Origin of the sequence: Streptomyces sp. NPDC002884, from assembly GCF_040295245.1 — a bacterium.
GTDB lineage: Bacteria > Actinomycetota > Actinomycetes > Streptomycetales > Streptomycetaceae > Streptomyces.
The window spans coordinates 289,747-315,408 of the sequence record NZ_JBEOVB010000002.1; the positions used below are offsets into that span (position 1 = coordinate 289,747).

Here is a 25,662-nt window from a genome sequence, read left to right on the forward strand (position 1 = left end):
ATCCGCACGGCGTCAGAGAGCGGGGAAGGAGAAGCGGACCCCATGGCGTTTCTCCAGCTCCCGCACGGCCGGTCCCAACGCCGAGCGGAGGGCCGCGATCTCCCGGCTGTTCCGCGCGACGAACCGCTCGCGCAGCTTCTCGCGCAGCGGCTCGCGGACGGCCTCCACCGGCCGCATGCAGTCGGCGTAGGCGCCGGCCAGCTCGCGGTCTTCCCGTACGAGCGCGGTGGCGTCGTCGGCATGCTCCGCGAGTCGGCCGTCGACCAGGGTGAAGAAGTCCTCCTCGTCCTTCACCCGCAGGTGGTGCCGGTCCTCCAGACACTTCGGCACCTCGGCCAGCGCGCGCCGCACCCGCGGCTCGTGGCGCAGTGCGTCGAGCTGGTTCCACCACGCGCCCTGCAGGGGCGAGGTGAGCGCGTCGAGGCCGCGGACGGCGGTGCTCCCGGCGGCCGCGCAGCGGCGGACGACCCCGTCGGGTGAGGCGGCGCCGGGTTCCGCGGAGTTCGTCGCGGTCCGCAGGACGCTCGGCAGATCGGGGACGGGACCGCCGTTGAAGCCGTCGCGTTCCAGGAGGTCCAGGTCAGGCAGCGCACCGAGCCGGACGAACAGGGGTGGCGGGCTCTGTGGCCGAGGGCGCCCGGCGTTCTGGGCGCAGCGGGCGGTCACCGCCGCGCTGACGGTCTGACCGAAGGTGCCCAGACCCACGGTCAGCCGGGTGTCGGCACCGGTCGCCGGAAACACCATGGGGATCGGGTCCTGGGGGAAGGTGTGGGACAACCGGGCGGCCGCCGTGGTCCGACGGGCCGGGTCGGTCCGGTCGGCTGCGGGGCTCGCGGACGCGGAGCAGCCGCCGATCGCCGCGACCATCAGGAGCGCGACGGGCACCGACTGCGCCGGGTGGCGGCGGTGGGGCACCGGGAAGCCTCTCTGTGAGGGGAGTCGGGGCCCGCGGCGGGCGCGGGCCCCGGGTTCCACCGGGTCAGTGCGCGACGTAGACGATGTCGCCGCTCGTGTTGTAGCTGCCGACGCTCATCGGCACACCGTTGTTGACGTCGGACAGCAGGACGATCCACGGGCTGTGCCCGCCGTCGTAGGCGCGGATGTAGCCGCGGGAGCCGCGGATCCAGGTGCCGGCGGAGTTGCGGTAGAAGCCCGCGTACAGGTCGCTGGTCGCCGAGCTGTTCTCGTACGAGGTCGTGAGGTTGAGGTCGTTGCAGGTGCTCGTGGACGACTTGTACACGACGGTGCCGGGGCCCCGGTAGCCGGTGGTTATCTCCCCTGTGGCGCACGCCTGGGGCGCGGCCTCGGCGGCCGGGGCCAGGACGACCAGCGATGTGGCGACGAAAGCCGAGGCCGCCAGCGCGGACCAGATCTTCTTCATCGGACGTTCCCCCTTCGGGCTGCGGACGGACCGGTTGGTGTCCGCCCGTCGCCTGCACACTGACAGCGGCGCGGTGACGCGGTCTTGAAGGAATGCGCACTGTCAGTTCGATCCCGGGCGGGCCCTTCGGCCAGATGCCGAGCCGGCCCCTCAGCGCTCCAGCAGCACGCTCGTCAGGTGCCCGGGGACGCGCTCGACGACGCGGTGCTCGGCGATCGCCTGAACGAACTGGCGTGGCCTGAGGGACGTCATCGCCTTGAACTCCCGGCTGAGATGCGCCTGGTCGGAGAAGCCGACGGCCGCCGCGGTCTCACACGGACTGCGGCCGGCGGCCAGTGCGCGCAGGGTGTTGTCGAGGCGCGCGATCCGACCGGCGATCTTCGGGGACACGCCGATCTGTTCACGGAAGCGGTTCTCCAGCTGCCTGCGGCCCCAGCCCACCGAAGCGGCCAGCACGTCGGTGGTGACGATGCCCCGTCGTGCGCCCACCTCGTCCCAGGCCCGCGCGACGCGTGGCGAACAGGGCCGGCCGGCGGCCCCCCACGCGGTGAGGGCCGTGTCCATCAGAGCGAAGCGCCGCGGCCAGTCCGGCGCCGAGGCCAGCGCGTCCGCGAGCGGGCCGAGCCGGCGCCCCAGCACGTCCTCGGCCGCCAGATGACGGCCGGCCAGCTCGTGCATCGCCGCACCCAGCAACGAGTACGCGGCCCAGGGCGTCATGACGATCTCCATGCCCGACAGCCGGCCCTGGTGCCCGCCGGTACCGGCGGACGCGTGCACGCCGGTGAGAACCGCGCTGTACAGGGCGGCGCCACGGCCTTGCGTGTCGTCCAGCGAGAGTTTCTCGTCGAAGCCGACCACGAGTGTCACCGTCCCGCTGGGCAGTTCCAGCCGCCGCCGCGGACGGCTGAAGCGAGCGCGAAAACCGTGGTAGCACAGTACGCCGGGTCTCAGACACTCCGTCGGCCGTCCGGGCACACTCTCCCAAGTTCCTTCAGGACATGCTGAGTCGGTCATCTACGTCCCCCTGTGGTCGGTGGGCCGGTCCGACGCGCCGCCGGGCGGCCCGCAGGCATGCTGGCACCGGGCGGGACGGGACCCGCGGGGCCCGACCGGAACCGGCCAGGCCACTGGGGCGCCGCCGTACCGGACGGCTTCCTGAAACAGGCGGGCCCGGCGTCGGATCCCCTGCCGTATGCCAACTCCTGCGACCGCTGCGGCGGATGAGGCCGAGCAGGAGGAAGTTCCGGCCTGCGTACGGAAGTCCGGGATGCGGCGCAGTGCCTCGCCCTCGGGCGCGCCGGACGGGGTCGACACGTTCGAGAAGTGCCTCCTGGCGCGCACGGCCCGTCCGGCCCGCTCGCCCGAAGGACCCGAGCCGGAACTTTGCCCGTGGTCCGCCGCCTTCCCGGGGATTCCGGAACGCGCGAGACTGCACCATGGCATTCGTGGGACCACCGTCTCCGTCTCCGTCGTGGGGCCCGGCCGCCACCCTCACCGGGCACGGCAGAGCGGTGAACGCGGTCGGGTTCAGCCCGGACGGGCGACTGCTCGCGTCCGGAAGCGGCGACCGGACCGTGATCCTCTGGGACGTCACCGATGCGGCCCACCCGATCCGGGCCGCCGACCTCACCGGCCAGCGCAGGGCGGTGAACGGGGTGGCGTTCAGCCCGGACGGGCGGCTGGTCGCGTCCGCGAGCGGCGACCGGACCGTGATCCTCTGGGACGTCGCCGACCCGGCCCACCCGACCCGGCGGGCGACTCTCGTCCACCCGCGCCCTCGCTGGTTGCTGCGTGACGGCTGGCGGCAAGGTGGTGTCCACGCGGTGGGCTTCAGTCCGGACGGGCGGCTGCTCGCCTGCGGCAGCGACCGGACCGTGATCCTCTGGGACGTCACCGACCCGGCCCACCCCACCCGGTGCGCCGCTGTCGCTCACCATCGCCGCCCCTGGCTGTCAGGGCCCGTCGGTGCGGTGGTGTTCAGTCCGGACGGACGGCTGTTGGCCACGGGTTCCTCCGGCGACAAGAACACCGGAGTCCTGTGGGATGTCGGTGAGCCGACGCAGCCGGTGCCGATCGCCGTCGTCCGGCCGCAGGCCCGTGACTGGGCGAAGAAGTTGTCGTCGGGCGGAGCGCCTGCCGTCCATGCGCTGGGATTCAGTCCGGACGGGCGGCTGCTGGCCACCGGAAGCGGGGACTTCGGCTTCGTCTCCGGCACCGTCTACGGGTCGTGGCAGCAAGGAGCCGTCATGGTGTGGGATGTCGCCGACCCGGCACATCCCGTCGGGACGGCCACCCTGCCTCTCGACGGTCGCAGGGGCACGGGGGAGATGTATGCGGTGGCGTTCAGTCCCGACGGGCGCTCGGTGGCCTCCGGATGCGAGAACGCGACCGTGACCCTGTGGGATGTCACCGACCCCGCCCGCCTGGCCACGACCGCCACTCTCCTCGGCCACCGCGGCGCCGTGCGGGCTCTGGCGTTCCGTCCGGACGGACGGCTGTTGGCGAGCTGCGGCGCCGACGCGACGGTGAGGCTGTGGACCACGAACTGACGCCCTCGGGCGCCGGCCGCCGTCGGTGACGCGGAGCCGGAGGCCTTGTACTCCGCGAGCGCATTGTTGGTTAGGGTGGCGAACAGGGACTGACTCGGTGCTGTCGGCCGAGGTGAAGGACGGACCGGCGGGTTCGGGGCCGCACAGGCTGACGGGTCCCGCGCGGGTCAGGTCGGACACGACGGGGGGCTCGTAGGTGGGGAGTCGGCGCCGGCAGGAATGCCGAGGTACGAGAAGGCCTGGAGCAGGGGAGACAGGAAGCCGCTGATTCATGGCTGCCCACCGGTCGGACGAAGGGGCGCATCTCCACGCCGCCTCGAGGAGCCGAGATCCGGAACACCGTCCACCGATCACGGCGGAGCACCGCAGGCCGACCGGACGCGGCGGGCGGGTGACCGGCCGGTCGGCGCCCGCGGTGCTGCCCCCGTCGCTGCGCGCACGGCTCGGGCTGATCGCGGCCCTCGCCGCGCTGGTGGTCGCCGTGCTCGGGGTCCTGTACGCCGGCGCCGGCGAACCCGGCATCGCGGACGGGCGGATCGGGGCGGCGCTGTACGGCGTGGGGGAGCCGTGGCGGCACGTCGCCCTGGCCACGGACTACCTGGGGGAGCCCGGAGGAGCGGCGATGCTGGTCGCGGCCACCGTGACGGGCTGCCTGCTGCTCCGGCATCCCCGCGCGGCGGTGCTCGTCGTGGCCGGCGCCGGCACGACCGTGGGGACGGCCACGCTGCTCAAGCACCTGGTGGGACGCACCATCCACGGGGACGGCAACCTGTCCTACCCGAGCGGGCACACCGCCTTCGCCACCTCGCTCGCCCTCGTGGTCGCACTGCTCGTGACCGGCCGGCTCGGCCTCGGCAGGACGGCCGGCACGTCACTCGTGCTCATCGCGGCGCTGGCTGCCGGAGCCGCCATGGGCTGGGCGCAGGTCGCCCTGGGCGCGCACTACCCGACCGACGTCCTCGGCGGCTGGTGCACCGCGCTGGCGGTGACACCGGCGACCGCGTGGCTGATCGACCGGACGGCTGAGCGGCTGGCCGATCGGAGGGCCGACGACGGTCGGCGGCAGCACCGCTGACGTCACATCACGTCACGCCAGGCGCCGGAACACCGGCTTCACCGGCCTTCCGGCCTGCCAGGGGGTGGGGTCGGCGGCGTCCAGCGCCTTCCGGTACACCGCACATGCCTGCGCCACCACGTCGACGGTGTGATCGATGTCGGCGTCGTCGAGCGCGCTGCTCACCACGAACGACGGGGCCAGCACCCCGCCCGCGAGGAGCCGGCGCAGGAACAGGGTGCGGTACCGCTGCGACGGCCGCAGGTTCTCGTCGAGGGTGGCGAAGACCAGGTTGCTGGCCCGGCCCCGGACGACGACGTGGTCGCCGACCCCCATGCTGGCCGCGGCGTCGCGGACACCGGCGGCCAGCCGCTCGCCGAGGGTGTGCAGCCGCGCGGTGACACCCTCTTCGACGTAGGTGGTCTGCACGGCCATCGCGGCTGCCAGGGAGTGGGTTTCCGCACCGTGCGTGGTGGACAGCAGGAACACCCGCTCGTCGGGGTGACGCAGCCCGCCCCGCTCCATCAGATCGCGGCGTCCGGCCAGCGCGGAGACGGCGAATCCGTTGCCCAGCGCCTTGCCGAACGTGGAGAGGTCGGGGACGACGCCGTACAGGCCCTGGGCGCCCGCCTCGGACCAGCGCAGGCCGGTGATCATCTCGTCGAAGACCAGTACGCAGCCGTGCCGGTCGGCGAGCGCGCGCAGGCCCGCGAGGTACCCGGGCGGCGGCTCGGTGTGGGTGGCGGGTTCGAGGATCAGGCAGGCGACCTCGTCCTGGTACCGGGTGAGCAGCTCCTCCGTGGCGGCCAGGTCTCCGTAGGGGAACGCCACGGTGAGCTCGTTGGTCGCCGCCGGAATGCCGGCGGACATCGGCGTGGTGCCGATGAACCAGTCGTCGACGGAGAAGAACGGATGGTCGGAGCAGAGGGCCACCCGCTGGCGCCCGGTGGCGGCGCGGGCGAGACGCACCGCGGCGGTGGTGGCGTCGGAGCCGTTCTTCGCGAACTTCACCATCTCGGCGGTCGGCACCGTGGCCAGGAAGCGTTCCGCGGCCTCCACCTCCACGATGGACGGCCGGACGAAGTTGCTGCCGCGGTCGAGTTCCCGCCGCACCGCCTCGATCACGCGTGGGTGGGCGTGGCCGAGGCTGACCGACCGCAGGCCGGAGCCGTACTCGATGTAGCGGTTGCCGTCGATGTCCCACACATGGGCACCGCGGCCGTGGCTGATGACCGGGGCCAGGTTCTCGGGGTACTGGTCGTCGCCCTTGGCGTAGGTGTGCGCGCCCCCGGGGATCAGGGCGTGCAGCCGCTCGTTCGCCGTCCGCGAGCGGGGCATGAGGAGCTCTGCGGTGTCTCGTGTGTCCACGCGGACCTCAACTTTCTTTATGTTTCTCTGTGCTTCAGGACCTCGGCGAGGCTCGGCGCCTCCCGGTCCCGTTGGGACATCGATGTGACCGGCAGCGGCCAGGGGATGGCGAGCTCCGGGTCGTCGAAGGCGATCGTCACGTCCTCGGCCGGATCGTGCGGTCGGTCGATCCGGTACGAGGTGTCGGTGGTCTCGGTCAGCGCCTGGAAACCGTGCGCGCACCCCGCCGGGATGTACAGGGTCACCTGGGTCTCGCCGGACAGCTCGAACCAGGCCCGGTTGCGGTACGTCGGCGAGTCCGGCCGCAGGTCCACGACGACGTCGAAGATCCTCCCGTACGAGCACCGCACCAGCTTGGCCTCGCCGGCGCCGGAGCGCAGGTGCAGACCGCGCAGCACGCCCCGGACGGAGCGGGACAGGCTGTCCTGGACGAAGGCGTCCGGGTCGAGCCCCACCGAGCGGACCACGTCGGCGTCGAAGGTGCGGCAGAAGAAGCCGCGTTCGTCGGCGTACGGCGTCGGCTCGAAGAGGTACGCGCCGCTGATCTCGAGGACTTCGGTCGCCTTCATGGAGCCTTCCGTAAGGTCGGGGCGTGGTCGGCCGCCGGGAACAGGGCCGCGGTCAAGGAGTCGAACTGGCGCTCCAGCCGCCGGGTGGCGGCCAGGTTCCGCTCGGTGAGGGTCCGCCGCAGCTCGCCCGAACGCTTCTCCAGCGCACGGAACTGCTCGAGCAGCCGGTCGGCGTCCACCTCGCGCGCCGGGTGGCAGTACGCGCCGAGGCCCATCTCCGCCATGAGCGCGTCGCTCTTCGCCGCGTAGCAGAGAGCGAGCACCGGCGTACCGGTCTTCAGCGCGCAGATCAGGTTGTGGTAGCGGACCGCCACCACGGTGTCGGCGGCCGCCATCTCCGTCATCAGGTCGGCCAGCGAGGCCGGTTCGGCGGCGGTGACCAGCGGCGAGTCCACCGCGTCGAGGATCGCGGCGACCACCGACGCGTCGCAGTCGTCACCGGTGAGCAGCCGGACGGCCCTGCCCTCCTCGGCCAGCGTGCGGACGAACCGGATCGTCCCGTCGAGGTAGCGCCGGTGAATCTCGTCGGCCCGGGCGCGATCGTCGTTGCCGCCGTGGAAGTCCATGACGCCGACGCAGACCGGACCCGGCGGGGCCGACGGGTCCGAGGGCGCGCTCGTCCGCGGCGTCGGCAGGGCGAACGCCAGGTCCGGGTAGACCTCGTCGCGCGCGGTGTCCACGCCCATCGCCCGCATCGCGTCGCGGGACTGCGCGTCCCGGTACGACCGGTATGCGGCCAGCCGCGCCGACCAGCGCACCAGGGCGCGGGTCGGCCGGTCGGCGATCGTCGCGGCGCCGACGCCGACCAGCGCCACCCGGGTGCGCAGCAGCCGGCCACTCGCGCAGAGCAGGAACAGCGAGTACGGGAAGCCCCACGGCCGCAGCGGCAGTGTCGCCTCCAGGACGCCCATGCCCGGCACGATCACCACGTCGTGCCGGCGCACCCAGGCAGCGGTGCGGAAGACGTCGACGAGTTTGCCCAGTCCCTTGCCCGCGATCGCGCCCGCACGTGACGCGGTCCGGTACTCCCCGCGGTACCAGTGCAGCCGCGTCGCGGGGATCCCGAACCGGGCCGTCACGGCCTCGGGTCCGCCGCACAGCGCGTCCACGACCGCCTCGGGGTGTTCGGCGCGGAGGTACCCGAGCACGGCTTCGAGCGATCCGTCGTTGCCGAGGTTGCCGGAGCCGAGCAGACCGAACACCCCCACCCGCACCGCGGTCCCGTTCACGGGTGCTGTCATGGCTGCCTCCCCTCACGGCCGGCGACGAGGGCGTCGACGGAGACCGTGAGCAGGGCCGGATCGACCGGGGCGCGGTCCTCGACCCGCTCGCCGGCGCCCGGCCGGACCCGGCTGGTCATCCACGCGGCCAGGTGGCGGTAGCACGCGCGCCGGTCGGCCCGGGACAACGGCGCCCGCCGGATCGCCGAGACGAAGCCCCAGACGTACTCGGCGAGCAGCCGGGGCGTCGGGTGCAGCGGGCCCGCGCGGCGCGGGTCCAGGTTGACGCACCGGGAGCGCTTGGACGGGTTCGCCCGCTCGGCGCGGGTGGGGTGGTCGCGGCGGAAGTACAGCAGCTCCGGCACCTGGTGGAAGGAGCCGTGCAGGGTGATCTCGGCGACGTACGTGCGGTCCGCGTGGTGATAGCTGTCCATCGGTTTCACCCGGCGCAGCACGTCGGTCCGCATCACCCCGTAGAAGTCGTCGCCACCCGGCTCGAACAGCAGACTGCGGAAGCGCTCCGGCGCGTGCGGGGAGTCGGTGGCGAGCGTGTACTCGTAGGGGACCTTCACCTGGCCGTCGCCGTCGATGACCGCCTGGCCGGTGTGCGCGAGGATCACGTCCGGCCGCTCGTCCAGCGCCTCGACGCAGCGCCGCAGCAGATCCCGGCCGTACAGGTCGTCGTGCGAGGCCCACTTGAACAGTTCGCCGCGGGACTCGGCCAGCACACGGTTGTGGTTCGGCGTGGCGCCGATGTTCCGGGGCAGCCGGAGGTACCGGATGCGCGAGTCCCGCGCGGCGTACTTGCGGCAGATCTCCTGGGTCCCGTCGGTCGAGGCGTTGTCGGAGACGACCAGCTCGAAGTCCTCGTAGGTCTGGCCGAGCAGAGCGTCGAGCGACTCGGCCAGGTACTCCTCGCCGTTGTACACGGGCAGGCCGATGCTCAGCCTGGGTCGGTCGGTCATGAGGTCCTCACTTCGGGGATGGGTTCGTGGTGGCGCTCGCGCAGGGCGGACCGCAGCTGCAGCCACCACACCGCCGAGCTGCTGACGGTCGCGGCCGCGACGCCCCAGGCCGAGCCGACCGTGCCGGCGGCGGCCGCCCCGCCGAGTCCGCCGCCGACATAGCAGGCGGAGGCGAACAGCTGGCAGCGCAGGCTGCGCCGGGCCGCGCCGAGCGCCCGCAGCCCGGCCGCCGCGCCGGTGCCGAGGCCCGCGCCCGCGACGCCGAGGGTGATCGGCACGATGAGCTGCGAGGCGGAGGTCCAGACACCGCCGAGCACCAGCTCGCCGAACCGGCCGGGCATCAGCAGCAGTGCCGAGCCCCAGAGCAGCGCGCCGGCGGCCTGGCCCCCGCCGAGGAGAAGGCAGAACCGGCCCAGTTGACGCGGGGCCTGCCGCAGCACCCGTGCCGCCTCCGGGACGGTGACCAGCGAAAGCCCCATGAGCACCGCCAGGAACGGGCCGAGCAGGAGCTCGGCGCCCCGCACCGCACCCACCGCGCCGACTCCGACGATGGCGCCGAGCCCGTACGCCCGCAGCTGGCTCGCGCCACTGAGGCTGACGTTCTCGACCAGGTACCGGTAGCCGAGATCGCGCTGTTCACGCAGCCACCCGCGCGCCTCGGTCAGCCGGGGCCCGATGCCGGACTGGAGGTAGCCGTACCCGGCCGCCACCGTGGCCGACGCGCCCCAGGCGAACACGAAGGCGGCCACGCTGCCCACACGGGCCGCTACCACCAGGGCCGGGACGAGCGCGACCCCCCACACGACATCGTTGACGAACGCCTTCCGCCCGGCGCCGGCGGCGAAGAACGAGAACCGCCAGGCGTCCTGGAGCAGCAGTCCCGGCAGCATGACGCCGAGGGCGGCGAACGCGGGCCCCAGGCGGCCGCCGAGGCCGAGCCCGGCCACCAGACACACCGCGCCGATGGCCGTACCGACGCCGAGCGCGGTACCCGTCGACCGGGCCACCGCCCCGCGCCAGGACGCGTCCGGCACGCCGCTGAAGCGGACCACGAGCGGATCGGTGGCCAGCCCGCGGGAGACGTTGAGCACCACGCCGTACGTCACCCAGGCGAGGCTGAACACGCCGAACGCGGTCACCCCCAGCGAGCGGGCCACGTAGATGCCCACCGCGAAGTTGCTGACGCTGGAGGCCGCCTGGTCGGCCAGTCCCCAGGACAGCCGGCCGACGAGGGCCCGCCTGGCCGATCCGGCCGGTCGCGCCGTCGTCCGCGGCTTCTCCCCCTCGGTGGTCATCGGCGTCATGCCTTGATCAGTTCGGCGCCGCACAGGGCGTCGGCCGCGGCGGCGACGGTGCCGAACGGCAGCCCGGACCGCTCGGCGACGTCCAGCAGACTGTGCTCGCCCTCGGAGAGGCTGAGCACCCAGAGCATGGCCAGCTGGGCCTGCTTCGCGTCGCTTCGGCCGCCGAGCGAGTCGTACAACCCACGCCGGCCCAGCTGTGGTTCGCCGTACGGGCTGAGGTTGACGTAGCGCCGGTTGCGGTCGAGGACGGCGAACGCCTCGCGGCACAGGGCGAGCGTGTCCGCCATCGCCTCCGGGGTGACGAAGTCCGGGTTGTCCGCCGAGGTGTGGTACTCGGGGTAGCCGGCGTACGGGGTCCGGCTGAGCGAGCCCACGCCGAGATCGAACCCGGGCGAGCAGAACTGCCGCTCGTCGTAGCCGTACGGAGTGAACTCGGCGACGTGGTGCGGGCGTTCGGAGGCGGCCAGCACATGCCGCATCACCCGGTCGATCTCCGCGTCACCGCGCCTGCTCTGCTTGTACGTCAGCCGGCCCCGGTCGCCGGCGCAGGCCAGCACCAGCCCGTGCTTGACCTGTTCCATCCGCTCCGCGTTGCGGGCCAGCCAGGTGATCGCCCCGATGGTGCCGGGCGCGTAGATGAACCGGTACGTGTAGTACGGCGTCTCCTGCGCCAGCGCGCGGGCCAGGAACGTCGCCACCGCGATACCGGCCAGGTTGTCGTTGGCCAGCGACGGGTGACAGGTGTGGCAGGAGACGATCACCTCGTCGGCGACCTGCCCGGGGACCACGTGCTCGGCGTAGGTGAGGTGGCCGTCGGCGAGTGTGGAGTCGATGCGCACCTCGTACTCGCCGTCCGGCAGCGCGTCCAAGGTCTCCTGGGCCAGGCAGAAGCCCCACTCCGGCGTGTAGTAGCTGGTGCGGTACGGCACCCAGCCCGGGTGGTCCGGCAGGGTGTGCAGGTGTTCGCGGAGTTCGGTCAGCGGCATGGTCGCCGACACCGGCACGCTGTAGCCGAGCACGTGCAGGCTGGACGCGGCGAAGTCGACGACCCGGTTGCCGGCGGCGTCGGCGATGTACGCGTCCCGGATGTTCCACTCCTGCGGCACCGTCCAGTCGAGCACCTGGGTCCCGGTCGGCACCTCGTGCACCTGCAGCGGCAGGTACTCGCCGACGATCTCCAGGGTGGCGCGCACACCGTCGCCGGTGATGCTCCGGCACAGCGGGTACAGCCGCTCCACCAGCGCGTGCATCTCCTCGCCGGCCGTGGTCATCGGCGCCACCGCAGGGTGTCGTCGACGGCGCCGGTGTCGCGCGCCGCGCGCAGCACGGCGAGGCGGGTGAAGCGTCGCTCGAAGTCCTCCTGGGTCAGCCCGTGTCCGCGGTAGGCGTCGGCGAGTTCGAGCGCGCCCTGCTTCACCGTCCACTCGCAGTCGAAGCCGGGTACCGCGGCGCGGAACCGGGAGAAGTCCACCCGGTACGACCGCGGATCGGCACCGTTCTCCCCGGTGATCACCACCTTCGAGCCGGACACCGCCTCGGCGACCTGCTCGGCGATCTCGGCGACCGTGACGTTGTTGGTCTCGCTGCCGATGTTGAACGCCCGGTCGTGCACCGCTTCCCGCGGCGCGCTCAGCGCGGCCGCGAAGGCCCGTGCGATGTCCGCGGCGTGCACCAGCGGCCGCCAGGGGGTGCCGTCGGAGAGCACGAGGACCTCGCCGGACAGGAGCGCGTGGCCCACCAGGTTGTTCAGCACGATGTCGGCGCGCAGCCGGGGGGAGTAGCCGAAGGCGGTGGCGTTGCGCATGAACACCGGGCTGAAGTCGCCGTCGGACAGCGCGTGCAGGTCGTCCTCCACCCGCACCTTGGACTCCGCGTACGGCGTCACGGGGCGCAGCGGGGCGTCCTCGGCCACCAGGTCGTCGCCGCCGGCGGCGCCGTAGACGGAGCAGGTCGACGCGTACAGGAAGCGCCGCACTCCGGCGTCGCGGGCCAGCCGGGCCAGCCGTACGGAGGCGTGGTGGTTGATGTCGTAGGTGAGCTCCGGCGCCAGCGAGCCCAGCGGGTCGTTGGACAGCGCGGCCAGGTGGATCACGGCGTCCACCCCGGCCACGTGCTCGGCCGTGACGTCGCGCAGGTCCACCCGTCGCCCCGGCGGGTCGGCGGGCTGCGGGCCCAGCACGCAATCGGCGAACAGGCCGGCGTCGAGACCGACGACCTCGTGCCCGGCGGCCGCGAGGACCGGGGCCATCACGGTGCCCAGATAGCCCTGGTGTCCGGTCAGCAGTACGCGCAAGGTTCATTCCCCCAGGTCGAGAGTGAGTTTGGTGACGGCGAACGCCTCGGCGTAGCGCGCGTGGCATTCGATACCGCGGATCCGGGCGAGGCCGAGGAAGGCCTCCCGGTCGTACCAGGGCCGGTGCCGTTGCGAGGGGTAGTGCTCCTGCAGCAGCCGTACCTTCTGTTCGGCGATCTCCGGCGACAGCGGCTGGTACGCCGGCGGACGGCCGAGATCGCCGTCCCACTTGACGATCTCGTAGCCGAGCACGAGATGGTCGCGGAACGCGGTGGTCATCAGCTTCGCCAGGCCGCGGTGATCCTGGTGGGCGTCGGCGGTGCGCGGGGCCAGCACGAGGTCGGGCTCGGTCCGCGCGCGCAGCTCCTCGACCGCCGCCTTGGCCTCCTCCCAGTGCGCGGGCATCCGGCCGTCCGGCAGCTTGAGCACGGTCAGCCGCAGGTCGGCACCCGGGCAGAAGGCGGCGAGCGCGGCCCGCTCCTCCTGCTCCCGCTCGCTGCCACCGCCGGAGAGCACCAGCACGTCGATGCGGACACCCGGCCGCGCGAGGCACAGCGTCAGCAGCGTGCCGCCGGCGCCGATGGCGATGTCGTCGCAGTGCGCGCCCACCGCGACGATCCGGTCCAGGCGCCCGGGCCCGAGCCGGATCACGCCCTCGCTCCGGAACCGGCCCTGCCGCCGGTCGCGCCGGCCCCCGTGCCGTCCCGCTCCCACACGGCCCACGGGCGGTCGCCCCGGGCGTAGGCCTCGTCGAGCGCGGCCCGCTCCTTCACGGTGTCGGTCGGCTTCCAGAAGCCGCGGTGCTGGTGGGCCACCAGCCGTCCGCGCTTGGCCAGTTGGCCGCAGCCGTCGGCGACCAGGTCCCCGTTCTCCGGGATGTGGTCGAAGACCTCCTGGCGGAGCACGAAGTAGCCGCCGTTCTCCCACAGCGGCATGTCGCTCACCGCGGTGATGCCTCCCACCAGGCCGTCCTCGCCCAGTTCCACGCAGTGGAACGAGGACTGCGGCGGTACCACCATCATCGACGCACCGGCGTCGCGCCGGGCGAACCGGTCGATCATCTCCGGCAGCGGCGCATCGGTGAGGACGTCGGCGTAGTTGGCGAGGAACATCTCGTCGCCGTCCAGGTGGTGCCGCACCCGGCGCAGCCGCTCTCCGATCGGCGACTCGATGCCGGTCTGCGCGAAGGTGATCGTCCAGCCGGAGATGTCGGTGGACAGCAGCTCCGTCCGCCCGCCCCGCAGCACGAAGTCGTTGGACGTCGTCTCCTCGTAGTTGAGGAAGAAGTCCTTGATGTGATGGGCCCCGTACCCGAGGCACAGGATGAACTCCGTGTGCCCGAAGTACGCGTAGTAGCGCATGACGTGCCAGATCAGCGGCCGCGGACCGACCATCGCCATCGGCTTGGGCACGTCGTCGGAGGCGCCGCTGCGCATACGCAGCCCGTAACCGCCGCAGAACAGTACGACCTTCACGACTTGACCTCGACAATGCTCAGTTCCGGGATGGGGAAGACCAGCCGGCCGCCCCAGTCGTGCACGAAGGACAGCTGCTCGACCAGCTCGGCCCGCAGGTTCCACGGCAGGACGAGGACGTAGTCCGGCTTGTCGGCGGCTATCTGCTCGGGCGGCAGGATCGGGATGCGGGTGCCCGGGGTGAACCTGCCGTGCTTGTAGGGGTTGCGGTCGACCGTGTACGGCAGCAGGTCGGGCCGGATGCCGCAGTGGTTGAGCAGGGTGTTGCCCTTGCCCGGGGCGCCGTAGCCGACGACCGTCTCACCGCGCTCGGCCGCCTCGATGAGGAACCGCAGCAGGTCCCGGCGCACCTTGGCGACCCGGGCGGAGAACTCGGTGTACCCGGACAGCTCCCGCAGCCCGGCGGCCTTCTCCCGGTCCAGCACCTCGGCCACCCGCCCGCTCGGCTCGCCGGCCACCTCCGCCGGCCGGGCCCACAGCCGGATGGAGCCCCCGTGCGTGGGCAGCAGCTCGACGTCCACGAGCGTGAGTCCGCCGCTCGCCAGCGCCCGGGTCGCCGACGCGACCGTGTAGTACTGGAAGTGCTCGTGGTAGATCGTGTCGTACTGGTTCTCCTCGATCAGGGTCAGCAGGTGCTGCACCTCGATGGAGACCCAGCCGTCGTCGGCCACCAGGGCGCGCAGCCCCTGCGTGAACCCGACCACGTCGGGGATGTGCGCGTACACGTTGTTGGCCACGACCAGATCCGCCGGGCCGTGCTCGGCGCGGACGGCCGAGCCGGTGTCCGGGGACAGGAACTCCGTGAGCGTGGGCACGCCCGCGTCCCGCGCCGTTGCGCCGACGTTCACCGACGGCTCGATGCCGAGGCAGCGGATCTGCCGGTCCACCACGTGCCGCAGCAGATACCCGTCGTTGCTCGCCACCTCGACCACGAAGGCGTCGGGGCCGAGCCCCACCCGTTCCACGGCGTCGGCGACGAACGTGCGCGCGTGCTCCACCCAGGAGGTCGAGAAGGAGGAGAAGTACGCGTACTCGCTGAACGTCTCCTCCGGCGTGATCAGCGGCGGGATCTGGGCGAGCCAGCAGTCGGTGCAGACCCGCAGATGCAGCGGGTACGCCGGTTCCGGCAGGTCCAGTCGGTCCGCGGCGAGAAAGCTCTCGCACGGCGGAGTCGCCCCGAGATCGACGACGCTGGCCAGCGCCGCCGAGCCGCAGAGTCGGCATCGTGTCATCTACTGCCCCCATCCCGTTCGCGCCGGTGCCCCCGCCGCGAGTCAGTGCTTCCGTCCCCTACCGGCGGCGGGCTGTCCCCGCCGCCGGACCGACCCGCGATCGCGGTGCGGTACCCCTCCACCAGACGCTCGAGGCCGACGGCGGGGCTGAACCCCTGCTCGTAACGGCGTCGGGCCGCCCGGCCCATCTCCCGGTTGCGGTCCGGTCCGGCCGCGATCCGGCGTATGCAGGACGCGAGCGACGCGGCCTCGCCCGGCCGGTGCAGCAGCCCGGTCACCCCGTCCTCGACGAGCTCGACGAAGGCGCCGTGACCGGCGGCGACGACCGGGACCCCCGCCGCCATCGCCTCCACGACCACCAGGCCGAACGCCTCCAGCCAGGTCGAGGGAGCCACCACCGCGACCGACCGCGCGACGGCCTTCTGGCACTCCGCCGTGTCGTAGAGGCCCACGTAGCGGACGTCGTCCCGGCCCGCCGCCCAGGCGGCCACCTCCGGCTCCAGCGGCCCCGTGCCGGCGATCACGAGCGGGACGCCCACCCCGCCGTCGGCGGCGAGTTCGTCCCAGGCAGCCATGAGCAGCCGCACGCCCTTGGCCTCCGCGAGCCGGCCGAGATACAGCACATGCTCACCGGCGTCCGTCCGGCGCGTGTCCGGGTCGGGCACGAAGTTGTGCTTCACGGCCAGCCGCTCGGGCGGCATTCCCGAGCGCGCCAGGACGTCGCGCTGCGCCGCGGAGATGCAGAAGAACCGCTCCACGCCGGACCACCACCGCCGCCGGTTGACCGACAGGCTGACCGCGAGCGGCACCGTCGCCAGCCGGGAGTTCCGGTAGCAGCCGTGCCGGACGGCGGGCAGCGGCGCGGACCCGACGCACTCCGTGCACGGCCGGCCGTCCCGCTGCAGCGTGCCGGGCGGGCAGACCTGGGTGTAGTTGTGCAGCGTGGCGACGGCAGGCACGCCGGCGTCGGCGCAGGCTGCCAGCACCGCCGGCGACAGCAGCGGGAAGACGTTGTGGACGTGCACCACGTCCGGCCGCTCGGTGCGAAGCCGGGCGGCGAGCTCCGTGCGGACCGCCGGGTTCCACGGCACGAGCAGCGGTATCGCGGCCTTGCCCAGCAGGGACCGGGCGGCGATGTCGTCGCTGCGCCGCTCGAACAGCTCGACCCGGTGGCCGGCCCCGCGCAGCAGCGCCACCTCCTGGTCGACGACCTTGTTCTCCCCGCTCGGCTGCGCCGAGTTGTAGCGGTTGTGCACCACGAGGACGTGCATGCTCAGGTCACCTCCGATCTTCGGGCCCATTGCGGGATGCGTCGCCGAGGGGCTTCGGACGTCGAGAGGGCAGTGGCTGTGGCAGTGGCCGTGACCGTGGCGGTGGCCGCGGCGGGTGCGGCCAGCAGGGAGGCGGCCAAGGCCAGATGCAGCAGATACGGCGAGGCGTCGCCCAGCCCGGCCTCGGTGTACGACGCGATCGCGCAGTAGCTGATCAGGAAGATCGCGCAGGCCCTCGACAGCGACGGTGGCCGCAGCAACGCGACGCCGCCCAGCACGATGATGATCGCCGCCACCAGGACGACGCCGGTCATGCCCTGCTCGTGGTAGACCGCCAGCCAGCTGTTGTCGATCGGCAGCCCGCCGAACGACTTGTCGCCCAGGCCCGCGCCGAACAGGTACTCCGAGGTCGTGCGGGGTGCGGCCAGCAGGGCGTGCCAGACCTTGGCCCGACCGGTGAGGCTGGAGAAGTTCTCCTGGCTCTGTCCGCGCAGGAACCACGACTGCAGCGCGGAGGCGAACCCCACCGCGGCCACGACGGCGCACAGCACCGCCCAGGCGAAGAAGCGGCGGGCGGCGGCGCTGGTCAGGATCAGCGAGCTGATCGCCAACGCCAGCCCGATCAGCAGGCCGAGCGTGGCCGTGCGGGTATGGGTCAGCGCCAGCAGGACGAGTGAGGGCACGATGACCACCGCCGCGCTGGTCCCGTCGGTCCTGCGGCCCAGGACGAGCAGCACGGTGAGCCCGATGATGACCGCGGCGTACTGTCCGATCTGCGGCGGGGTGAGCGGCCACAACGCGCCGACCAGCCGCCCTCCGTAGAGCTCGGGCAGGGCGGCGCCCGGCGAGATGATGGCGCCGGCGGCCACCGACCCGAGGACCACGAAGTACATCCGGATGTGGTGCCGGACGAACGTCAGGCCGCCGTCCCACCAGCGGCTGAGCAGCCACAGCGTGCCGACGAAGAGAGCCAGCCGGGCGCAGCGGAACAGCGCGCCGAACCCGGACTCCAGGTTCGCGCTGGAGATCACGCTCGGCACCAGCAGCAGGGTGAGCAGGAAGACGAAGGCGCTGGCCCGGATGCGCACCCGGAGATTGACCGCGAGCGCCAGCGCGAACGCGGCGACCAGCGCGCCCATGGTGACCATCTGGATGAGGGAGCGGGGCAGCGGGACGATGGTCTTCGCCCCGGCGGAGCCGAGCGTGTTGAGGATCAGCAGCCCCCAGACAGCCCCGACGATCTTCGACGTGTGATCCGTGCGGGCCGTGCGGGCCGTGTGATCCGTGTGATCCGTGCGTTCCGTGTGGTGGGGGCTCATCTCAACCACCGTCCCGTGCGCGGAAGGTGCTGCCCGCGTCCTGCTGGTACGGCGTGCCCTGCCACTGCCCGGAGTCGAGTATCCGGCTCGGGTCGTGGGCGACGAACTTCCAGGGTCCGACGTAGGCGTTGTCGTGCCAGCTGTTGTGCTGCGTGCGGGTGATCGCCTCGGCCACCCGCTCGCCCTGGTACGGCGACCAGTCCGGATAGGTGCCGTAGTTGGCCAGCACCGCCATGCGGTCGCACTTCACCGTGCAGTCGACGACGGACTTGTCCAGCACGAAGCGGTTGCCGTGGATGTCCACCCGCTGGGTCTTCCACCGGCAGTCGGCGTAGAGCGGCGCGGTGGCGATCGCCGGCTGTGCGCAGCGGTCGGTGTTCTTCACCAGCAGCGTGCAGTCACCGGACGAGGTGTTGGCCGGGCTGTTGCAGAACCGGTCGGCGTTCTCCCACAGGGTGATCCCGGACCAGTTGTTCTCCAGTACGTTCCGGTAGATCTCGATCTTGTCCGTGCGGGCCCGGATCCGTGGTTCGCCGCCGGACTCGGACAGGTAGACGGTCGCGAACGGGAAGTTGTCGCCGCGGTCGGCGTACCTGCGGCCCTCGACCCAGTTGTTCCGCCGGATCGTGTTCTTCCGGATGACCGCGTTGTAGCTGGTCTCGTAGATCAGCGCGGCACCGTCGTTGGCTTCGATCACGTTGTCCTCGATGAGGAAGTCGTTGTTGTTGGTGTCCGCCCACAACCCGGTTCCGCGGTTGTCGTGCACCCAGTTGCCGCGTATGTCGGCGCCGTCGACGGCCCAGAACTTGACTCCTCCGGTGCAGCCGCAGCCCGGCCGCCGCTTCTCCCAGTCGTCCCTGTTGTTGCCCACGATCTCGTTGCCCTCGACCACCAGGCCGCTGAGGGGGCCGCCGGCCTTGTACGCGTTCATGCCGTACTGGCCGTTGGCGCGCAGGCAGCTGGCACGGACCTGCTGGCGGGCACCGGCCATCAGCCCGGCGCCGGAGTTGTTCTGGATCGTCGCGTGCTCGATCACCCACCCGTCGGCCGAGTCGTGGTTGACCACGCCCTCGTCGTGCGGCGCGACGAAACCCTGCACGGTCAGGTAGCGGATGGTGACGTTGCGGGCGGTGCCGCCGAACGCGTACTGGTTGGTCCTGCGGCCGTCGAGCACCGCGCCCGGCGCGCCGAGGTAGCTGTCGCCCTCCTTGGGGATGACCTGGGCGTAGCGGTCCGGCCCGAGCCGGTGCTTGCCCGGCCGAAGCCAGAACGTGGTGTTCGGGGGGCTGCTCTTGGTCTTCGCGGCCAGGTCACCGGCCACCGAAGGGTCGACCGTCACCGCGCCCGCCGGCGCCTTCGCCGGCCCGGCCCCCGGCTTGGCGCACACCCGGGCCACGGACGTGGACGGCGCGGCGGTCGGCTTCGGCCGCGCGCCCGGCGTGCCATCACAGCCGGTCGCCGCCGTCAGGGCCAGCGCCAGCAGTGCCGCCGGCACCGCCCGGTGCCGCCACTTGATCCCCAAGCGTCCTCCCTAGCCGCGGAACCTGAGTACGGTGGTGAACCCCTCCGAGCCGTCGGCGAAGCCGGTGCCGACCAGCGTGGTGGTGGGTTCCTTGCGCCCGAAACCGGGGGAGTACCAGCCCAGCGGCGGGTCGCTCTCGCCCCGGTGCGCCCGCCAGGACAGCCCCGCGGGCAGGTCGAGGGTCGCGGAGCGGTCCTCGCCTTCCCGGGTCCAGGTGAGCGCCGCCCGGTTTCCCACCAGGTCCGCGGCGATCGTCGGGCCGAGGTGGAACGCCAGGCGGACGGCCCGGCGCGGGCCGCGCACCTCGTCGACCACCCGCAGCTCCCGGCTCGCGGCCGTCAGCTCCACCCGGCGGCGGTGCACGGAGCGCCGGTAACCGTCGTGCTCGGCGCACCAGCGGACCGTCCCCCCGGCGGAGGCGCCGGACGTGTCCGCGACCAGGACGCGGCTGCGGGCGTGCCGGGTCCACAGGAACGGGCCGCCGGAGACGGACTGGTCACCGCCGTCCAGTTCCAGGGTGTTGTGGCCGAGGGTCGACCGGAAGTACTGCCGCCACTCGGGCTGCCCGTGGTAGCAGTACGTCCCCGGGTCGGCGAGCACGTCGACCCCGTCGTGCCGGACCTCCACGGACAGCGCGTCCGCGTGGCCGTGCGCGGCGATGGAGAGGAAGCCGTGCGGACCACCGTCGCAGCGGCACCAGATCTCCTCCGGACCGCGCAGGATGGTCATGCCCGCGTCTGCGAAGTGGTCCGGTCGGCCCGCCGGGCGGGTCACGGCCGGTTCGGTTCCGTCGTCCGGGTACGGCCGGACGAGCGCGGCCAGCAGCGGGGTGCGCACATCGGTGCCGGTCACCGTCGGCCACCAGGCGAGCCGGCCGAACACGGCGTCCCCGGTGGCCAGCAGCGAGGCCCAGCGGTCGGTGCCGGCGCCGTCCACGACCAGACCGTGGCCGTCGTCCGCGTCCCCCTGGCGCGGCGGCCGTAGCCGGCTGTCCACGACGGCCGCGAGCGCGTCGGTCATCCGCAGCAGTACCGGCCGGACGGACGCGGGGACCGGCACGCCCGCGGCATCCGCCTCGGCCACCGCGGCCAGACCGAGTTCCAGCACCAGTCCGTGGTACTCGGTCGCCAGCTCCCGGTTGAGGCCGGAGTCGAAGGTGTTGCCGCGCAGATGCCGCTCCAGCGACCGCAGCGCGTCGGCCCGCCAGCGCGCCGAGGCGGGGAACCACCCGAACGCGCAGCCCGCGGCCAACTGCCCGGCGGCCTCGGCGATGACGTGGTTGTTCGCCGAGGAGCCCCTGCTGGGGAACGCGGCCAGCCAGCGCTGGTGGTGCCAGATCTGGTTCAGCGCCACCGGGTTGCCCTCGAACAGGGCGGCCGCGCCGGGCCAGCCGTCGAGCAGCCGGCGGATCCACACCCAGGACAGCAGCCGGATGCCCAGCTCGATGCCGCTGGTCCAGTGCACCCCGCGCAGCGGCGCGTTGGCCGCCCACCACGACCGCAGGTGCTCGGCCACCCGCTCGGCGTACCGCTCGTCCCCGGTGACCGCGTAGGCGGCGGCGAGCACGGTGAGGTACTGATGCCGGGACGGCTCCCAGATCTGCTTGATGTCCCCCACCGCGTCCTCGTCGCGGTACGGCACGTCGAAGGCGTAGCCCCACGGGGCGCGGCGCCCGGTCTTCGGGTCGTACCACCAGTCCGGGTCGGCCAGGTCGTCGCGCTCCACCCCGAAGAACTCGGCGTGCCCGTCCATCAGCCGGTCCGCATCGGCGAGAAGACGCTTCGCGGCGTCCGCAGGTATCGCGGCGATCGTCCCGGCGGGCAGTACGGCGGTGAACCGGGCGCCGGTCACGCTCGGGCAGTCCGGCCGCGCGGACCGCCACCGCCGCCTGCGCACCGCGTCGCCCACCCGGCCGCCGACCTCCCGCGGTCCCATCCGGGACAGCCGCCGCAGGTACCAGACCGGACTCCCCGAGCTCACCGTCATCGCGCCCCCGCCAGCGTCACCGGCGCGCCGCAGGCCAGGCCGGTCTGTACGGCGAGGGTGGCCGCCGTGGTGGCGACCAGCGACTCCAGTGGCACCGGCATCGGCCCGCCGGTCCGCACGGCCTTGATGAACGCGGCCAGCTCGACGGACTGGCCCTTGTCCCGGGCCTTGGGCAGCCGCGAACCGACCCATTGCCTGCGGCGGCCGTCGTACACGGCGGCCCGGACGAAGTCGTCGAGCCGCAGCACCTTGCCGTCCGCGACGAGGTCCAGCGTCTCCTTGGGGAAGCCGGGCGCGCCGGTGGTGACATAGCTGATGGTGGCGGTGGATCCGTCCGGGTAGCGCAGGACGACCTGCAGGTCCTCGTTGCCGGACGGGGCGACCGCGTACACCGATACCGGGTCGGCCTCGAGAAGCCAGCTCGCCGTGTCGATGAAGTGTCCGCCCTCGCCGGCGAACCGCGAACCCTCGGTGCCCTGCCGGAGGTACCAGCTGCCGTGCTGCAGCCGGCCCGCGTTGACCAGGTAGCGCAGGCTCGCCGGACCGGTGCGCACGCCGAACCGTTTCCCGGCCTCCTGCAGGAGCGGCGCGAACCGGCGGTTGAAGCCCACCTGCAGCCGGTCGTTGCCGGATTCCTCGACCGCCGCGAGCACACCGGCCAGCTCGTCCTCGGTGAGTGCCAACGGCTTCTCCACGAACACCGACTTGCCGGCCAGCAGCGCCCTTCGGGTCAGTTCGGCGTGCGAGCTGTGCCGGGTGACGACGAACACCGCGTCGATGGACTTGTCGCCCAGCACGGCGTCGAGATCGGTGGTCGCCTCGGCGAAGCCGAACTTCCGCTGGGCGTTGGCCGCGGACAGCGCCGTCGTGGTGACGACCGTGGACAGCTCCACGCCGTCGCGCTGTGCCAGATGCGGCAGCAGCATCGATGTCGCGTAGTTGCCCGCGCCGACGAACGCCACCCGCACCGGCGCCTTGGCGGACCGGGCCGGGGCCGACGCCCGGCTGCCGCGTCGCACCGCGGGCACGGCCACCGCCGGGGCCTGCGCTTCCTGCGCTTCCTCCGCTTCCTCTTGCTGCTCCGGGTAGCGGAACAGCACGGCCACCGCCTTCAGTTCGCCGTCCTTCAGACGCCGGTACGTCTCGACGGCGTCATCGAAGTCGGCGATGTGGGAGACCAGGGGCTCCACGTCGACGCGGCCGCGGGCGAGGAGATCGAGAAAGCACGCGAGGTTGCGGCGCTCGGTCCAGCGCACGTAGCCGATCGGGTAGTCCCGCCCCTCGAGCTCGTACTCCGGGTCGTAGCGCCCGGGGCCGTACGAGCGGGAGAACCGGACGTCGAGTTCCTTCTCGTAGTACGCGTTCCACGGCAGGTCCAGGCGGCACTTGCCGATGTCGACGACCCGGCCGCGGTCCCGGCAGAGCCGCGCGGCCAGCTCGACGGGCTGGTTGCCGGTGCCGCCGGCGGCCAGGTACACCTGGTCCACGCCATGGCCGTCGGTGAGTTCGGCGACGGCGGTCTCCACGGCCGCGGAGGCGGGATCGCCGCAGGCCACCGCGCCGAGGCGCTCGGCGAGCTCGCAGCGCACCGGGTCGGGGTCGGCCCCGACGACGCGGACGCCGGAGGCGGTCAGCAGCTGCACGACGAGCTGCCCGATCAGCCCGAGGCCGATGACCAGCGCCACCTCGCCGAGCTGCGGCTCGCCCTGGCGGACGCCCTGCATCGCGATCGACCCGACGGTGCCGAAGGCCGCGTGCCGGGGTGCGAGGCCGTCCGGCACCCGGGCGTAGAGGTTCTTCGGCACCCAGTTCAGCTCGGCGTGCAACGCGTGCTCGTTGCCGGCGCAGGCCACGAGGTCGCCGACCTTGACGTCGTCGATCCCGGTGCCGACCTGCTCGACCACCCCGCACAGCGAGTAGCCCAGCGGAGTGTACGAGTCCAGTTTGCCCATCACCTTGCGGTAGGTGGCGGGCAGTCCGTTGGTGGCCACGCTCTGGACGACCTTGGCCACCTGGTCCGGCCGGGAGCGGGCCTTGCCCAGCATCGACATGCCGGCCTCGGACACCTTCATGAGTTCGGTCCCGGTGGAGATCAGCGAGTAGGCGCTGCGGACCAGCACACCGCCCGGCTTGCACCCCGGCGCCGGTACGACGAGCACCGCCAGCTCGCCGCTCTTGTAGTTCTGCACAACCTGTTTCACCCGAAGTCCTCTTGTCTCTACGCAGTCAAGGAAGAGTTCTGGCCGGCCCCGGAGGTCGCGTCGCGATACCAGTACTCGAGGGTCAGCACATGCCACAGATGTTTGGAGAAGTCCCGCTGCCCGGCGGCGTCCTCGGCGACCATGCGTGCCAGCGCGTCACGGCGCAGGAGCCCGGAACCGACGAGCACGCCGTCGTTCACCACCTCGCGCACCAGCGGTGCCAGATCCCGGCTCATCCAGGCGCGCAGCGGGGCGCTGAACAGGCCCTTCGGCCGGTACACGATCTCCCGGGGCAGGATCGAGCCGGCCGCCTCCTTGAGGACGGCCTTGCCCTGCCGTCCGACGATCTTGCGTTCGCCGGGCACGGCGAACGCCGCCTTGACCACCTCGACGTCCACGTACGGCACCCGCACCTCGGTCGACGCGGCCATGCTCGACCGGTCCGTGTAGGCGAGGTTCAGGCCCGGCAGGAACATCCGGGCGTCGCCCAGGCACATGCGGTTGACGAAGTCGTCGAGGTCGTTGTCCCGGTAGACGTCCGCATGCTCGGTCAGCACGTCGTCGACCGTCCCGGCCAGGTCCGGATCGACCAGGGCGAGCAGCTCGTCCTGGTCGTACATGGTGTAGCTGCGCCGGAACGCGGTCTCCTCCGGCAGATCGGCGAAGGAGAGGAACCGCTTCGCGAAGCGCACCGACCGGTACCCCCGGCGGGCCGTGGCGACCGGCAGCCGGTCCACGGCCGCGGACAGACCGCGCCGCACGGGCCGCGGGACGCGCTGGTAGCGCAGTGCGAGCAGGTTGGCCAGGTGCTTGCGGTAACCGGCGAACAGCTCGTCGGCACCCATCCCCGAGAGCATCACCTTGACCCCGGCCTCCCGGGCGGCCTGGCAGATCAGGAAGGTGTTGATCGCGGCGGGGTCGCCGATCGGCTCGTCCAGGTGGTACGTCATCTGCGGCAGCAGGTCGAGCACGTTCGGAGCGATCTCGATCTCGTGCAGGTCGACACCGAACCGCTCGGCCACCTGCCGGGCATAGCGCAGATCGTCCGGCATCGCCTCGAACCTGGCGTCCTCGGCGCGGAACCCGATGGTGTAGGCCGAGATCCCGGGTTGGCTGCGGGCCGCGAGCGCGGTCAGGTAGCTGGAGTCGAGACCGCCGGAGAGGAAGGTCGCCACGGGTACGTCGGAGAGCATGTGCCGCTGGGTCGAATCCTCCACGACGGCGGCCAGGTCCGGCTGTTCACCGCTGCGGATCCGCTCCCGGCCCTCGGCGGCGACGTCCTTCAGCTGCCAGTACCGGCCGCGCTCCACCCGGCCGTCGGGCCGGCACCGGAGCCAGCTCCCCGGCGGCAGCTTCTCCGCCTCGCGGAACGCGCACCGTGAGTCCGGCACCCAGTAGTACAGCAGCGAGGCCACCAGCGCCGCGTGATCCACCTCCAGCGACCCGCCGGTCGCGGCGGCGAGCGCCTTGAGCTCGGAGGCGAACATCAGACCCTCGCCGCGCCGCAGCAGGAACAGCGGCTTGATGCCGAGCTGGTCGCGGGCGACCACCAGGTCACCGGTTCGCTCGTCGAAGATCCCGAACGCGAACATGCCGCGCAGCCGGGGCAGACAGTCCGTGCCCCAGCGCCGCCAGGCCTCCAGCAGCACCTCGGTGTCGGAGGTACCGCGGAAGCGCACCCCGGCGGCCTTCAACTCGGTGCGCAGCTCGGGTGCGTTGTACAGCTCGCCGTTGTACGTCAGGACGAGGCCGTCCGAGACCATCGGCTGGGCGCCGGTCTCGGACAGGTCGATGATGGCCAGCCGACGGTGCCCGAGGTGCACTTCGCCGTCGCCGACGGGGTGGCTGTAGCGGCCCGCCCCGTCCGGACCGCGGTGGGCGAGGGTGTCGGTGAGCCGGTCGGTCACGACCTTCCCGTCCGGCCATCGGTAAGTGCCTGCGATGCCACACATG

At 72.5% G+C, this 25,662-nt stretch carries 21 protein-coding genes; 2 read left to right on the forward strand and 19 right to left on the reverse strand.

The annotated features are described in order from the left end of the window. Positions 1–12 precede the first annotated feature (12 nt). The 3 genes from ABT070_RS05710 to ABT070_RS05720 form a co-directional block, all read right to left on the reverse strand. Positions 13–915 (reverse strand): hypothetical protein, encoded by a 903-nt coding sequence (locus ABT070_RS05710; RefSeq protein WP_351755140.1) that lies wholly within the window; start codon positions 913–915, stop codon positions 13–15. A gap of 64 nt (positions 916–979) precedes the next feature. Next, positions 980–1,381, reverse strand: a complete 402-nt coding sequence (locus tag ABT070_RS05715) for a hypothetical protein (RefSeq protein ID WP_351755143.1) — start codon at positions 1,379–1,381, stop codon at positions 980–982. A gap of 150 nt (positions 1,382–1,531) precedes the next feature. Then, positions 1,532–2,239: an AraC family transcriptional regulator gene (locus ABT070_RS05720; RefSeq protein WP_351755146.1), complete on the reverse strand. Its 708-nt coding sequence runs from the start codon at positions 2,237–2,239 to the stop codon at positions 1,532–1,534. Positions 2,240–2,826: 587 nt separating this feature from the next. On the opposite strand from ABT070_RS05720, the gene ABT070_RS05725 reads away from it, so the two are divergent. Both ABT070_RS05725 and ABT070_RS05730 read left to right on the forward strand, forming a co-directional pair. Further along, positions 2,827–3,930 carry a WD40 repeat domain-containing protein gene (locus tag ABT070_RS05725; protein WP_351755149.1) on the forward strand — a complete coding sequence of 368 codons (1,104 nt, stop codon included), beginning with the start codon at positions 2,827–2,829 and terminating at the stop codon, positions 3,928–3,930. 391 nt (positions 3,931–4,321) lie between these two features. After that, positions 4,322–5,005, forward strand: coding sequence for a phosphatase PAP2 family protein (locus ABT070_RS05730; protein ID WP_351755974.1), 684 nt, complete (start codon positions 4,322–4,324; stop codon positions 5,003–5,005). A gap of 12 nt (positions 5,006–5,017) precedes the next feature. Here the strand turns inward: ABT070_RS05730 and ABT070_RS05735 are convergent, their stop codons facing one another. Genes ABT070_RS05735 through asnB form a run of 16 tightly spaced genes read right to left on the reverse strand, consistent with a single transcriptional unit; the run spans position 5,018 to position 25,661 of the window. Further along, positions 5,018–6,322, reverse strand: a complete 1,305-nt coding sequence (locus ABT070_RS05735; protein ID WP_351755977.1) for a glutamate-1-semialdehyde 2,1-aminomutase — start codon at positions 6,320–6,322, stop codon at positions 5,018–5,020. A 47-nt stretch (positions 6,323–6,369) separates the two neighbouring features. Continuing rightward, positions 6,370–6,921: a dTDP-4-dehydrorhamnose 3,5-epimerase gene (rfbC, locus tag ABT070_RS05740; RefSeq protein WP_351755152.1), complete on the reverse strand. Its 552-nt coding sequence runs from the start codon at positions 6,919–6,921 to the stop codon at positions 6,370–6,372. Then, the gene (locus tag ABT070_RS05745) at positions 6,918–8,162 is read right to left on the reverse strand and encodes a polysaccharide pyruvyl transferase family protein (RefSeq protein WP_351755154.1); all 1,245 of its coding nucleotides are present in this window, start codon (positions 8,160–8,162) and stop codon (positions 6,918–6,920) included. The genes rfbC and ABT070_RS05745 overlap by 4 nt, the downstream gene beginning before the upstream one ends. Next, a complete protein-coding gene (locus ABT070_RS05750; RefSeq protein WP_351755156.1) occupies positions 8,159–9,106 on the reverse strand; it encodes a glycosyltransferase family 2 protein in 948 nt (315 codons plus the stop codon). The genes ABT070_RS05745 and ABT070_RS05750 overlap by 4 nt, the downstream gene beginning before the upstream one ends. Then, positions 9,103–10,410 (reverse strand): MATE family efflux transporter, encoded by a 1,308-nt coding sequence (locus ABT070_RS05755; protein WP_351755158.1) that lies wholly within the window; start codon positions 10,408–10,410, stop codon positions 9,103–9,105. Before ABT070_RS05755 ends, ABT070_RS05750 begins: the two co-directional genes overlap by 4 nt. Continuing rightward, entirely contained in the window at positions 10,407–11,681 is a 1,275-nt protein-coding gene (locus tag ABT070_RS05760) for a DUF4910 domain-containing protein (protein ID WP_451099694.1), read from the reverse strand. Before ABT070_RS05760 ends, ABT070_RS05755 begins: the two co-directional genes overlap by 4 nt. Then, the gene (locus ABT070_RS05765) at positions 11,678–12,703 is read right to left on the reverse strand and encodes an NAD-dependent epimerase/dehydratase family protein (protein WP_351755164.1); all 1,026 of its coding nucleotides are present in this window, start codon (positions 12,701–12,703) and stop codon (positions 11,678–11,680) included. Before ABT070_RS05765 ends, ABT070_RS05760 begins: the two co-directional genes overlap by 4 nt. A gap of 3 nt (positions 12,704–12,706) precedes the next feature. Further along, positions 12,707–13,354 (reverse strand): PIG-L deacetylase family protein, encoded by a 648-nt coding sequence (locus ABT070_RS05770; protein WP_351755167.1) that lies wholly within the window; start codon positions 13,352–13,354, stop codon positions 12,707–12,709. Next, a complete protein-coding gene (locus ABT070_RS05775; RefSeq protein ID WP_351755169.1) occupies positions 13,351–14,178 on the reverse strand; it encodes a glycosyltransferase family protein in 828 nt (275 codons plus the stop codon). The genes ABT070_RS05770 and ABT070_RS05775 overlap by 4 nt, the downstream gene beginning before the upstream one ends. Continuing rightward, entirely contained in the window at positions 14,175–15,410 is a 1,236-nt protein-coding gene (locus ABT070_RS05780) for a class I SAM-dependent methyltransferase (RefSeq protein ID WP_351755171.1), read from the reverse strand. The genes ABT070_RS05775 and ABT070_RS05780 overlap by 4 nt, the downstream gene beginning before the upstream one ends. After that, positions 15,407–16,681, reverse strand: a complete 1,275-nt coding sequence (locus ABT070_RS05785) for a glycosyltransferase (RefSeq protein ID WP_351755174.1) — start codon at positions 16,679–16,681, stop codon at positions 15,407–15,409. Before ABT070_RS05785 ends, ABT070_RS05780 begins: the two co-directional genes overlap by 4 nt. A gap of 2 nt (positions 16,682–16,683) precedes the next feature. After that, positions 16,684–18,000, reverse strand: a complete 1,317-nt coding sequence (locus tag ABT070_RS05790; RefSeq protein ID WP_351755176.1) for an O-antigen ligase domain-containing protein — start codon at positions 17,998–18,000, stop codon at positions 16,684–16,686. Position 18,001: 1 nt separating this feature from the next. Then, positions 18,002–19,522 (reverse strand): right-handed parallel beta-helix repeat-containing protein, encoded by a 1,521-nt coding sequence (locus tag ABT070_RS05795; RefSeq protein WP_351755178.1) that lies wholly within the window; start codon positions 19,520–19,522, stop codon positions 18,002–18,004. Between the two features lie 9 nt (positions 19,523–19,531). Then, positions 19,532–21,508, reverse strand: coding sequence for a heparinase II/III family protein (locus ABT070_RS05800; protein ID WP_351755181.1), 1,977 nt, complete (start codon positions 21,506–21,508; stop codon positions 19,532–19,534). Then, complete coding sequence (locus ABT070_RS05805; protein WP_351755183.1) at positions 21,505–23,709, reverse strand: bi-domain-containing oxidoreductase; 2,205 nt, start codon at positions 23,707–23,709, stop codon at positions 21,505–21,507. Before ABT070_RS05805 ends, ABT070_RS05800 begins: the two co-directional genes overlap by 4 nt. 17 nt (positions 23,710–23,726) lie before the next feature. Continuing rightward, the gene (asnB, locus tag ABT070_RS05810) at positions 23,727–25,661 is read right to left on the reverse strand and encodes an asparagine synthase (glutamine-hydrolyzing) (protein ID WP_351755186.1); all 1,935 of its coding nucleotides are present in this window, start codon (positions 25,659–25,661) and stop codon (positions 23,727–23,729) included. Position 25,662 lies beyond the last annotated feature (1 nt).